This is a genomic window from Beggiatoa leptomitoformis, from assembly GCF_001305575.3.
GTDB classification, from domain to species: Bacteria; Pseudomonadota; Gammaproteobacteria; order Beggiatoales; family Beggiatoaceae; genus Beggiatoa; species Beggiatoa leptomitoformis.
On sequence record NZ_CP012373.2, the window covers coordinates 2,478,460 to 2,490,416 of the forward strand.

The 11,957-nt window shown below is 40.4% G+C and carries 9 protein-coding genes; 3 read left to right on the forward strand and 6 right to left on the reverse strand.

Annotated elements, in window-relative coordinates; genetic code table 11:
* Positions 1 to 12: 12 nt before the first annotated feature.
* From dnaK to hrcA, 3 genes are all read right to left on the reverse strand, one after another.
* The gene (dnaK, locus tag AL038_RS10345) at positions 13 to 1,941 is read right to left on the reverse strand and encodes a molecular chaperone DnaK (RefSeq protein ID WP_062152527.1); all 1,929 of its coding nucleotides are present in this window, start codon (positions 1,939 to 1,941) and stop codon (positions 13 to 15) included.
* 250 nt (positions 1,942 to 2,191) lie between these two features.
* Positions 2,192 to 2,812 (reverse strand): nucleotide exchange factor GrpE, encoded by a 621-nt coding sequence (grpE, locus tag AL038_RS10350; protein ID WP_066246127.1) that lies wholly within the window; start codon positions 2,810 to 2,812, stop codon positions 2,192 to 2,194.
* Positions 2,813 to 3,005: 193 nt separating this feature from the next.
* The gene (gene hrcA / locus AL038_RS10355; protein WP_062152530.1) at positions 3,006 to 4,061 is read right to left on the reverse strand and encodes a heat-inducible transcriptional repressor HrcA; all 1,056 of its coding nucleotides are present in this window, start codon (positions 4,059 to 4,061) and stop codon (positions 3,006 to 3,008) included.
* A 467-nt stretch (positions 4,062 to 4,528) separates the two neighbouring features.
* Between hrcA and AL038_RS10360 the strand changes: the two genes are divergently transcribed.
* The gene (locus tag AL038_RS10360) at positions 4,529 to 5,332 is read left to right on the forward strand and encodes a PD-(D/E)XK nuclease family transposase (protein ID WP_062152532.1); all 804 of its coding nucleotides are present in this window, start codon (positions 4,529 to 4,531) and stop codon (positions 5,330 to 5,332) included.
* A gap of 10 nt (positions 5,333 to 5,342) precedes the next feature.
* Positions 5,343 to 6,173: an Rpn family recombination-promoting nuclease/putative transposase gene (locus tag AL038_RS10365; RefSeq protein WP_062152534.1), complete on the forward strand. Its 831-nt coding sequence runs from the start codon at positions 5,343 to 5,345 to the stop codon at positions 6,171 to 6,173.
* Positions 6,174 to 6,219: 46 nt separating this feature from the next.
* Here the strand turns inward: AL038_RS10365 and AL038_RS10370 are convergent, their stop codons facing one another.
* Positions 6,220 to 6,987 (reverse strand): exodeoxyribonuclease III, encoded by a 768-nt coding sequence (locus tag AL038_RS10370; protein ID WP_062152536.1) that lies wholly within the window; start codon positions 6,985 to 6,987, stop codon positions 6,220 to 6,222.
* Between the two features lie 69 nt (positions 6,988 to 7,056).
* On the opposite strand from AL038_RS10370, the gene AL038_RS10375 reads away from it, so the two are divergent.
* Entirely contained in the window at positions 7,057 to 8,079 is a 1,023-nt protein-coding gene (locus AL038_RS10375; protein ID WP_062152538.1) for an aminoglycoside phosphotransferase family protein, read from the forward strand.
* A gap of 46 nt (positions 8,080 to 8,125) precedes the next feature.
* On the opposite strand, the gene AL038_RS10380 is transcribed toward AL038_RS10375, so the two are convergent.
* Both AL038_RS10380 and AL038_RS10385 read right to left on the reverse strand, forming a co-directional pair.
* Positions 8,126 to 9,781 carry a lipoxygenase family protein gene (locus tag AL038_RS10380; protein WP_062152541.1) on the reverse strand — a complete coding sequence of 552 codons (1,656 nt, stop codon included), beginning with the start codon at positions 9,779 to 9,781 and terminating at the stop codon, positions 8,126 to 8,128.
* Complete coding sequence (locus tag AL038_RS10385; protein ID WP_062152543.1) at positions 9,772 to 11,667, reverse strand: di-heme-cytochrome C peroxidase; 1,896 nt, start codon at positions 11,665 to 11,667, stop codon at positions 9,772 to 9,774. Before AL038_RS10385 ends, AL038_RS10380 begins: the two co-directional genes overlap by 10 nt.
* Between the last annotated feature and the right edge of the window lie 290 nt (positions 11,668 to 11,957).

Sequence of the window (11,957 nt, forward strand, 5' to 3'; positions counted from 1 at the left end):
TACCGACACAATTTATTTCTTGTCGCCTTTGACTTCTTCAAACTCAGCATCAACAACACCGTCATTATTTGCTGAGGCTTTTTTGGCCGCGTCGGTAAAGCCATCGCCCCCTTCTGCACCACCTGTTTGTTGGTAGGCTTTTTCTGCCAGTTTACCCGATAATTCTGCAAGTGTTTGCGTTTTGGCTTCAATATCATCCTTATTGTCGCCTTTCATGGCTTCTTTTAAGGATTCCATTGCCGCTTCAATGGCTGTCTTTTCATTCGTGTCAACTTTGCCCTCAAGGTCTTTCAAAGTCTTGCTAATGGAATGAACCATATTATCTGCTTGGTTACGGGCATTGACTAACTCGTGAAATCTTTGGTCTTCTGCGGCATGGGCTTCTGCATCTTTTACCATGCGTTGAATTTCGTTCTCATCTAATCCGCTAGAAGCTTTGATTTGGATAGATTGTGCCTTGCCTGTGGCTTTGTCTTTAGCAGAGACGTGTAAAATCCCATTCGCATCAATATCAAAAGCGACTTCAATTTGAGGAACGCCGCGTGGTGCTAACGGAATGTCCTTTAAGTCAAATTTTTCTAGGGATTTGTTGGCTGATGCCATTTCCCGTTCACCTTGCAACACATGCACAGTCACCGCAGGTTGATTGTCGTCAGCGGTTGAGAATACTTGTGATGCTTTGGTTGGAATGGTGGTGTTTTTGGGGATGATTTTGGTCATCACACCGCCCATGGTTTCAATCCCTAATGATAAAGGCGTGACATCTAACAGTAACACGTCTTTCACTTCACCTGATAAAACAGCACCTTGTACTGCCGCACCAACAGCAACCGCTTCATCAGGGTTGACATCTTTACGGGCTTCTTTGCCAAACAGGTCTTTAACACGGTCTTGCACTTTGGGCATACGGGTTTGACCGCCAACGAGAATGACTTCGTCGATTTGGCTGGTGCTTAAACCTGAGTCTTTCAGCGCGATTTTGCAGGGTTCGACTGTCCGCTCGATTAAATCTTCTACTAAAGATTCTAACTTCGCGCGAGTCAGTTTCAAATTCATGTGTTTAGGACCTGAAGCATCTGCCGTAATGTAGGGCAAATTTACATCAGTTTGTTGGCTAGAAGACAATTCAATTTTTGCCTTCTCAGCGGATTCTTTTAACCGTTGCAATGCTAAGGGGTCATTTTTCAGGTTAATGCCCGTGTCTTTTTTAAATTCATCAACTAAAAAGTCAATGATACGTAAGTCGAAATCTTCACCGCCTAAGAAAGTGTCGCCATTGGTGGATAACACTTCAAATTGTTGTTCGCCATCGACCTCGGCAATTTCGATGATGGAAATATCAAATGTACCTCCGCCCAAGTCGTAAACAGCAATTTTGGCATCACCGCGTTTTTTGTCCATGCCATAAGCAAGGGCCGCCGCAGTGGGTTCGTTAATAATTCGCTTAACTTCTAAACCAGCAATTCGTCCTGCATCTTTGGTTGCTTGACGTTGGGAGTCGTTAAAATAAGCGGGTACCGTGATAACGGCTTCTTTAACGGTTTCGCCTAAATAGTCTTCTGCGGTTTTCTTCATCTTCATGAGAACACGGGCAGAAATTTCAGGCGGTGCCATTTTTTTGCCTTTTACTTCAATCCATGCATCGCCATTGTCGGCTTCCATGATTTTGTAAGGGACAATATCTAAATCACGTTGGACGACTTTGTCTTTAAATTTGCGTCCAATTAAGCGTTTTACCGCATACAAGGTATTTTGTGGATTGGTGACAGCTTGGCGTTTGGCTGATTGTCCCACTAAAACTTCATTATCATCCGCATAAGCAATGATAGAGGGTGTGGTTCTCGCACCTTCGCTGTTTTCAATAACACGTACGCTTTTACCTTCCATAACGGCAACGCATGAATTGGTCGTACCTAAGTCGATACCAATAATTTTACCCATGATTCTGTAATCTCCTGTTTAATTATTTGAGTATAATTAGTTTTTTTCTGTTAGACGATATAAGGGCAAGGATATTTTTTTCAAGAAAAAAGTATTTTTATAAAATGCCCTATTAGTGGTTTTTCGGTTAAATCTTGGTTTATTGTCTGCATCAATATTCAAGCGCGTTATTTTAAGATAATGACTTAAAAATAAGTTATTTAATCTCAACTGCTTGGTCAATTCTGTGAATTCTGATGCAGACAATTATTTATTTTGCGGCTTTAGCAACAACGACTCTTGCAGGTCTTAATAAACGATCATTCAATTGGTAGCCTTTTTGATGAACGAAAATAACGGTGTTATCTTCTACATTTGGCACAGGTTGCATTGCCATTGCTTCATGAAATTGCGGATTGAATTTTTCATTTTGGGGGTGAATTTCTTGAATGCCTGCCTTTTCTAATGCGCCCGCTAACATTTTTAGCGTCAGCTCCATCCCTTCTGCAATAGCATTGAGTGTCGCATCAGTATTTTGTGTGGCTTCTATGCCTAATTCCATACTGTCTTTAATCGGCAATAATTCGGTAGCAAACTTTTCTAAGGCGTATTTGCGGGCGTTGTCGATGTCGCGTTCCATCCGTTTCCGCATGTTATCAAACTCTGCCTTTTGTCTAAGCAGTGCATCCCAGTTTTCTTCTGCTTTGCGAGTTGCTTCGATAAGTTGACGGTTTAATTCTTCAACCGTTAAAGGAGGGGCTGAGTCAGTATTAGTCGGTTGTGCATCAATGTCTAATGCTGGGGCATCGTTTTCAATGACAGTTGCCGATTCGGTAACCAGTGCATCTTGGTTTTCTGACGGGATTGTCTTGTCATTTACTGTGGTTGTCATTCGTTACTCCAAGTATTAGCTAGTCTTAATTACGTTGTCATTTTAAATATCCCTTTGTGAAGGGATAAAACGCGGGTGCGAGGTTATTCGCAAAAAAAATTTAAAAAAAACGTAAATGTGTGCAGGTATTTGCACCAGCGTGTGCTTTATTTAATAAAATGTGATTAACCGCAATAAGTAGGGATAAATTCGTTTACTTCAAGGCAGAGCTAAGGAGTTTTGCAGTTAAGTCAACAATGGGTATAACGCGCTCGTATGCCATGCGAGTAGGTCCTATCACCCCTAATACGCCTATTACCGAGCCGTCGACCTTGTAAGGCGAGGTAATCACGCTACAGTCGTCAAATACGTCATAGCCCGATTCTTCACCAATAAAAATTTGTATGCCTTGCGCATTAATGGCTTGGTCAAGCAGGTGGAGGATGTCGCATTTTTGGTTAAACGCGGTAAATAAATGGCGAAGTTTATCGATATTTGTGGATAACTCGGCAATGTCCATCAAATGTGTTTGCCCTGCTACCACAAAATCGGGTTTATCTTCTTCTTGATTAGAAAAGGTTTTATCTGCCATTTCAATGGCGGTTTCCATCAGATTATCTAAATCTTGCCGCGCTTTACGCATTTCACCAACAAGGTCTTGGCGCACGCGGTTTATGTCTTTACCTGCAAAAGCGGCATTCAAATAATTGGCAGCACTTTCTAATTCTGCCGCGCTATAAGGGCGACTGGTGTGGATAATACGGTTTTGCACTTCATGTTCATTGATAACTAAAATTGCTAAAACTCGTTGTTTAGAAAGGGATAAAAATTCAACATGCCGTAGGGCTTTAGTCTGACGACGCGGCAGCATGATAACGCTAGTCAGGTGTGTGACTTCAGAAAGTAAATGGGAAGCCTTTTCGAATAAGCGTTGACTGTCAAAACCACGAGCATCATTTTTAAACATGCGCCTTAACTGGCTTTCTTCGTCATTACTGAGCTGCTTAACTTGCAATAGGCTATCGACAAAAACACGATAACCGCGCACGGTCGGAATCCGTCCTGCTGAAGTATGTGGCGAAAACACCAAGCCCATTTCCTCCAAATCAGCCATCACATTACGGATGGTTGCAGGACTTAAATCTAAATCACTGTCTTTAGACAGCGTGCGAGAACCTACGGGTTGACCATCACGAATATAGCGGTCAATTAGGATTTTTAAAAGTCGTTGAGCGCGGTCGTTAATCTGCTCATGCGTAACCTTCGGCATGGTATGAAGTAAATGGTTTATCAAGTCTGTTTGTTGCTAAATGAGGATGTTTTTTATGGGGAGGAAACACCCACGCGATGACATTATGACTATATAAAGTAAGGGTAAAGGTTACAGGTTCAATAGGCAAGTAATTATCGTCATAATACGAGACTGTCTGAATCAAGGTTATCAAGGCTGTTTTTTTATTTTGCTAAAAAAATTTAACCTATTGATTAAAATAATATTATATTTATCCCATAAACGATTTACATTGCGGACAGGTTTGTATGTGATGATTGCTGGGGCGGTGACGCTAAACAATACGATAGATTATTATGAACAGGAAAAATCGAAACTCATTGGAGAAACGAAAAAAAGCACCTCAAACTAGAAATTCTGCGACGCTACATCAAAGATAAAAGTATGAATTCCGTTATTGCTTCCAAACATGACACACAGAAAAAAACCACCGAAGAGACTCCAAAATGATAGAAGTTGTCCCCCTAAAATACGGCGCGATATTTAAGCAAGCTTTTGGTCAACCTGAAACCTTTACCCAATTTGTTAATGATGTATTAGATATTAATATTCATATTGATAAAGTTCATACCGAATATGAATATCCTAATCCCGTCGGATTTGTGCGTAGCAAATATGATTTATTTGCTGAGGATATAGAACAACGGATTGTCGTTGAAATTCAACATATCAAAGAAGAAGACTTTTTTGACCGTTTTTTATACTACCATCTGGTGAGTTTGGTCGAACAGATAGGCAGTTTTCAAGAATATAATTTTGAACGAACCGTTTACACCATCGTTGTTTTAACCAGTGTTCCACGTGATGGCAGTGTCGACTTTAGTTGTGCCGTCAGTGATATGAATCCAACGGATGAACGTGGACGCAAATTATCTATTTATCCACATCGTTTAGTCTTTCTTTGTCCTCGCTTGGTGAATGATAAAACGCCGCCAAAAATCAAACGGTGGTTAGAGTTAATAGAAGATTCATTAGATGGCAAATTAGAAGAAAATAATTATTCAGAAAAGATGTTTCAAGCAATTTTAGACATTATTCGTAAACTGAATATCGATAGAGACATACTTGCGCAAATTAAGGATGAAGCTGCATGGGAAAAGGCAAAACAGCGGTTTAAGGAAGAAGGTATGGAAGAAGCCCGCTTAGAAACCGCACGAAAACTACGCGAAAAAGGCTTCAGTCTGGAAGAAACCGCAGAATTAACAGGATTAGCCGTGGCTGATTTATCCGCTTTGTTCAAAATACCATAGGAGTTTCCTTGTGATAGAAGTTGTCCCCCTAAAATACGGTGCGATATTTAAGCAAGCTTTTGGTCAACCTGAAACCTTTACCCAATTTGTTAATGATGTATTAGACATTAATATTCATATTGATAAAGTTCATGCCGAATATGAATATCCTAATCCCGTCGGGTTTGTGCGTAGCAAATATGATTTATTCGCTGAGGACATAGAACAACGGATTGTTGTTGAAATTCAACATATCAAAGAAGAAGACTTTTTTGACCGTTTTTTATACTACCATCTGGTGAGTTTGGTCGAACAGATAGGCAGTTTTCAAGAATATAATTTTGAACGAACCGTTTACACCATCGTTGTTTTAACCAGTGTTCCGCGTGACGGCAGTGTCGACTTTAGTTGTGCCGTCAGTGATATGAACCCAACGGATGAACGTGGACGTAAATTATCCATTTATCCACATCGTTTAGTCTTTCTTTGTCCGCGCTTGGTGAATGATAAAACCCCGCCAAAAATCAAACGGTGGTTAGAGCTGATAGAAGATTCATTAGACGGCAAACTAGAAGAAAATAATTATTCAGAAAAGATGTTCCAAGCGATTTTAGACATTATTCGTAAACTGAATATTGATAGAGACATGCTTGCGCAAATTAAGGATGAAGCTGCATGGGAAAAGGCAAAACAGCGGTTTAAGGAGGAAGGTATGGAAGAGGGCTTACAAATAGGAAAAGAAGAGGGTGATAAACAAGCTCGTTTGGAAACCGCACGCGCTATGTTAGCGGACGGAATGCTTGTTGAAACCGTATTAAGATATACAGGGTTAACCGCTACAGACTTGTCAGCGTTGCATTAATGCTTGTATCCAATTAATACAATCTGGCAAATCTGTTTGTGTTTTTTCAAATACTATAATCAATAATCACAGGAGCATGGTCGGAAAAACGCTGTTCTGTGTAAATTTTTGCGGTTTGTACGCTGTTTTTTAGGCTGTCGCTAATGACGTGATAATCAATCCGCCAACCAACATTTTTTGCCCATGCTTGTCCGCGATTTGACCACCATGTATATTGTTCTGCATCAGGATTGACTACACGAAATGCGTCTGTATAGCCTGTTTCAGTGAGGAGTTTATCCATCCATGCGCGTTCTTCAGGTAAAAATCCTGAGTTTTTTATGTTACCTTTCCAGTTTTTTAAATCTATTGGTTTATGCGCAATATTCCAGTCACCACAAATAATTGTAGATTGATTTTCTTGGCGTAGGGTTTCTAAGTGAGGGAGAAAACGCGCCATAAAGCTGAATTTTAACGCCTGCCGTGCTTCCCCTGATGAGCCTGAGTGCATGTAGAGTGAAATGACACGCAAATCACCAAAACGCGCTTCTAAATAACGCCCTTCTATGTCTATATCTGCCCAGCCTATACCTGTTTGTACTGCATCAGGTCGGCGACGTGCATATAATGCAACCCCGCTATAGCCCTTTTTCTCTGCTGCATGGTAGTAGCAATAATACCCTTGTGGGTGAAAAAGGCTGTCGGTGAGTTGTTCGGGTTGGGCTTTGATTTCCTGTAAGCAGACTATATCGGCTTGTTGCAGGGCTAACCAGTCAAAAAAACCTTTTTTTGCCGCAGCGCGGATACCATTCAAATTTAAAGTAATAATACGCATTGTCTGATTGTTTGTTACCTTGGAAAATTATTATTCGCATTACATCACCTCTTATGAAGGCTATCAAGCATGGATATTCGCACACAACAACGTCTCTCTTTTTTAGCACAACATGGATGGGAACATGCGCAAATAATAGCGTTGCCATTTGATGCGTCGTTTCGTCGTTACTTCCGCTTACAACAAGGCAACAGCCGTGTGTTGCTCATGGATGCGCCACCAGAACGTGAGGATGTGCGCCCGTTTGTGCAGATTGCGCAACATTTGTGTGCTTTGCAGTTAAGCGCGCCACAGGTATTACACGCAGACAGTGAACAGGGTTTTTTATTGCTTGAAGATTTTGGTGATGCGACGTTTACCTGCTTATTAAATCAGGGGGTTGCACCACTACCGCTTTATACAAATGCAGTGGATGCGTTGATTGCATTACATCAACATCCGCAAGCAAAGGCGATTGCATTGCCCGCGTATGATACGCAACGCTTATTAGCGGAGGCAGCGTTGTTGGCTGATTGGTTCTTGCCTGCGGTGTTGGGGCGAGAAACAACAACAGCAATACAGGAAAGTTATTTGCAATGTTGGCAGACGATTTTAGAGGCATTACCCCCGCCACCTATCACCCTAGTATTGCGAGATTATCATGTGGATAATTTGATGCAGTTAGCAGAACGCAAGGGCGTGCAATGTTGCGGTTTGTTAGATTTTCAGGATGCTTTATTAGGTGCAAGTCCTTATGATTTAGTGTCTTTATTGGAGGATGCCCGCCGAGATGTCCCTGATAATCTAAGCCAATTGTTGCGTGAGCGTTATTATCAAGCCTTTCCACAATTAGACCGTGTTGTATTTGATAGCTGGTATCGCGTGTTAGGGGTGCAACGACATTGTAAAGTATTGGGAATTTTTGTGCGTTTGTTTAAACGTGATGGGAAAAAACAGTATTTACAGCATTTACCGCGTTTACTGCGTTTATTGACAAGCGGGTTGTCTGCACCCGTATTGCAATCGTTAAAAAGCTGGCTAGAACAGCATGGTATAGATGAAAATTTAGGTTCAAATCCGAATTTTTTGGCATTATTGCGGCTGGGGGAATAAATGCGTTAGGTGCGAATAAATTCGCACCTACTCGTTAAAATATACGTTAAACCATTACAGAATTAGGAATATACGCTGGATTGAGATAAATGTATGGATAAGTTCTACGCGTATCCTCAGTTGTCAGTTGAGCGGATAACGTGGCAAGTTCTTGTTGATAATGCGTGACCAACGTTTGTGCTTTCGCCTCTAGTTTGTATTGTCCTATACGCCCTATTCTAAAATTCGTTAGGTAAAAAATAAACGCTTGTATCATAGAGGGTTGACGCAGTGGGAGTGCTTCTAGTAAGTATTCCTGATTGATTAAATCGCAATGCAAGCTGGTTGGCGCAGGCGCGTAAGCTGCAAAAGGCATTGCTGGTGTAAACCCCGAAAATAAATACTGTGGATAATGAACACTTGAGTGATGCGCAGTCGTGGTGAAAATAATTTGTCCTACCGCTTGGGCAAGGGCTTCTACTGTGTCAAAGTGTGCAGGAAAACCTTTGATTCTCATGCCGTCATCGTCTGACATCACCCGCGCCCACGTTTGAATCTCGCTATCTTCTGCCAATATTTTGGCATTAGGATAGTACAGATTTAAGTAATCAAGAACAAAGGCTTGTATTATATCCCAAATTTTTCGCCCTTCAGCGGCATAGGGATAAAATAAATCGGGTGTATCTACCTCACGTTTTGCAATATCAACGGGCAAGGCATGTTCGCTAAAGTCGTATGTTTTAAAGGCATTCGCCATTAGTTCAACCATTGCATCATAATTACCCGCGAGTTGCGCACCAAAATCACCGGGGACACCTTTTTTGTCTTTTAAAAACAAATGATGATTATTAACACTTAGCGTGTAAGTAAGGTGTGGTTTGAGCAGTAAAAACACAGGATGGGTTTTATATAACTCGCGATGTGTTGCGAGAATAAAACTTTCTACAAGGTAGTGAATGCGCGTTGCGTGTGTGACTAATTCTTGATAATTCACATCAGCAACTTGGGCGTATAGTTTTGCTGCAACCCATGCAAGTTTATCTAAAGGCGTGAAAACAGGATTGTTTTCACTGGGAATTTGATTTAATTGAATGGCAATGGGATGTAATGCACCCGTTGCTTGACGATATAAAAGAACAATGGGCGCGGTAACATATTGTTTACGTCCTGCATATTCACCGGGATTATCAACTAAACCCTGTAACATCGCATAGTTAGCATAATATAACCGCCGATTAGCAAGGGCATTTTCAAATATATCGCCTGCCGTTATTTGGGGAAAAACTTGTTTAATCCGTGTCAACGCCAGATTATCAGGCAAAGGGTTTGTTGCTGATGCCCCTTGTAAAACTACATGATTAATGCCAATAACACGCTGCAACCCGAAATACTCATCACTTTGAAAATTATCAATAAAACGGGTATCAGGAAACGAGGAACGCCCAAAAAACAGATAATCCTCATAGCTTGTAATTGGACGTTTAAACCATTGTTTTAATTGAGTTGCTAAAATACGCGGTAAACTAGGAATCAAACCACTGAGATTTTTAAACGTACCGAATTGATAGGCACAATCAGGTTTTTCCGCATCAGGCAATTTGATGATGGTTGCAAACGTATTGTTATAACTATATTGATACGCATAGGCTTCGCGCATTTTTTCCAAATACGTTTGACGTTTTGCCGTCTCGGCTGGGGTCGGTAAACTGGCTACTATTGACATGTATCTACAACTCCTGTGTTTGCATAGCTGTTGACAACAACCGTGTCATCTATTGGCGTAGGACATGCGGCAGTTTGTTGATTTAAATCACGGGATTTGAGCGTTTTTAAATATTCAATTAATTCCCAGCGTTCCTGCTCAGTCAATTCCGCGCCTAAAACGCCGTTATACGGATACTGCCCATTCCAACCTTGCTGCTCTTCTTTGCTTAAAGAACGGAATTCATGCCCTGTATTATGATTACCAACTAATGTTGTATCTAATTGAAATCCCTTAGCAACATAATCTGTATTGTAGCCGATAGACTGCGGGTCAAATTCTTGACTACTCAGATAGAAAGTTTTTGCTCTTTCTGCAACGGGAGAAAGTAATTGATACAAATTAGGCACAGAGCCATTGTGTAAAAATGGCGGCGTTGCCCAAACACCTTCCAGTGGACGCGCTTTATAACACAAGGGAGAACGTACTTTATTTTCACGTTTACCATTGTATTCATCCTGTTGCGCTTGAGTTAATCCAAGGGCTTGGTATTTTATATTCACTGCATTTTCAACAGTGAGGGGTAAGCCTTGTTCTGCTTTTACCACCCCTAAACCCAATTGCTTGGTTTCTACAAACCGTTGCGCCCAATCGGTAACAACTTGGCTATCAGTGCCTAATAAATCCACATTAACCATAGTCAGTTTTAGGAAGCGTAAGCCCCATTTATTTGGCGCAGTCCAATATTTTGCTTGGCAAATTTCATCTGATGTAACAGGTGGTAAATGACAACTCATACATTTTTCACGATATAAAGTTGCACCTTTACTGGCTTTGGTTTGGTCAATCGCGCCGAAAACATTTTCGGGCCAAACAGGGGCTTTTAGACCTTCGAAAGGTTTTTCCCCACCAATCAGCTTTTCAAATTGATATAAATTTTCAACAGCCAATGTTGATTGAAAAAAACCCTGCTTGGCATCTTTTAAATTAATTGGCGCAAAAACACCTAAGGCTTCCCCTGCATTGCGGGTCATGGGTTGCATTACTGAACCGTTATACTGCACCCAATCAAACCAAGAAATTCCCCATAAAAAAGGAAACGTAACAGGGGCATCAACAGTGCGGTAATTACCTTCATATAATTCAAATCCAAAAACAAAATTACCAATACGGTTTAACGCATCTAAGCGTCCAAATCCCTCAATAGTGGTTGAAGCATATTGTTTGTCTAACTTACCTTGCTTCAAAATGCTTTGTAGCCGTACATAAAATTCTTCTTTGAGTTTCGTCTTATTTTCTTTACTGTAATCCGCGCCTAAAACATTTTTAGCAAAGCGATCAAAACGAAACGGGTCATAGTAATTTAATAACATTGCAAAACCTAACGCATTTTGAAACTTAGAAAAGTTCGCCATGCTTTGTCCACCCTCAATTCGGACACCCGTTCCTTTATAGTTCAGTTGTCCTGTATGACAAGCGGCACAACTCAAACCAACAACCCGCATTTTCTCTTGTGTCAGTGGGTCAACAAAATTATTATCTATTGTAAAACCAATAGGTAAGCCCTCTTTATTGTACGGTGTTTTCTCAGGATCAAACAAAAAACCATAAGAACCTAAATAGGCTTTATCACGGAAAGGCGCGGCGGAAAAAAATAAAGAAGGAACAGGTTGTTCTAATGCAAGAAACCAACTATCTTTTAGAAAAAAAGTACTGCCCTGTGTTGAATAGTGATACCAATCAATATTTTCTGCTGACCAACCTTGTTCTAAAGAAACAATTTTATCAACCGCTTGGTAAGCAGGGACACCCACTTCACTTTCATACCAAGACTTAGCCCAATAAAAACCAATAACTAACGCAATCAATAATAAAAACAACAATAATCGTCGACAAGATAAACGCATATAGACCTCTCCACAGTACACCGTTAATAAAAATAGATTAATACCCCAATCTCATACCGTTTTCCAATAAAGCCTTGATACTGCGTTAATTCATAAAAAATTAATTAAGTCATGCCAAGATAATAATCACGCCAAATAACGCCCTCCTTACTTTTAAAAAAAATATTTATTGTGGCTAAATTACAAGTATTTTTTATTCTGCTTGTTTTTAGGAAAGTAAACTTTACCATTACAATAAATATAAATGGAATCATTATATTAAATAAAAATAAAACAAATTTCAATATAAA

What these genes read in the sequence shown, in the direction of transcription:
- grpE (WP_066246127.1), bottom strand. Translation starts at nt 2,812, where the DNA reads ATGACAACCACAGTAAATGACAAGACAATCCCGTCAGAAAACCAAGAT.
- AL038_RS10385 (WP_062152543.1), bottom strand. Translation starts at nt 11,667, where the DNA reads ATGCGTTTATCTTGTCGACGATTATTGTTGTTTTTATTATTGATTGCG.
- AL038_RS10380 (WP_062152541.1), bottom strand. Translation starts at nt 9,781, where the DNA reads ATGTCAATAGTAGCCAGTTTACCGACCCCAGCCGAGACGGCAAAACGT.
- AL038_RS10370 (WP_062152536.1), bottom strand. Translation starts at nt 6,987, where the DNA reads ATGCGTATTATTACTTTAAATTTGAATGGTATCCGCGCTGCGGCAAAA.
- dnaK (WP_062152527.1), bottom strand. Translation starts at nt 1,941, where the DNA reads ATGGGTAAAATTATTGGTATCGACTTAGGTACGACCAATTCATGCGTT.
- AL038_RS10375 (WP_062152538.1), top strand. Translation starts at nt 7,057, where the DNA reads ATGGATATTCGCACACAACAACGTCTCTCTTTTTTAGCACAACATGGA.
- hrcA (WP_062152530.1), bottom strand. Translation starts at nt 4,061, where the DNA reads ATGCCGAAGGTTACGCATGAGCAGATTAACGACCGCGCTCAACGACTT.
- AL038_RS10360 (WP_062152532.1), top strand. Translation starts at nt 4,529, where the DNA reads ATGATAGAAGTTGTCCCCCTAAAATACGGCGCGATATTTAAGCAAGCT.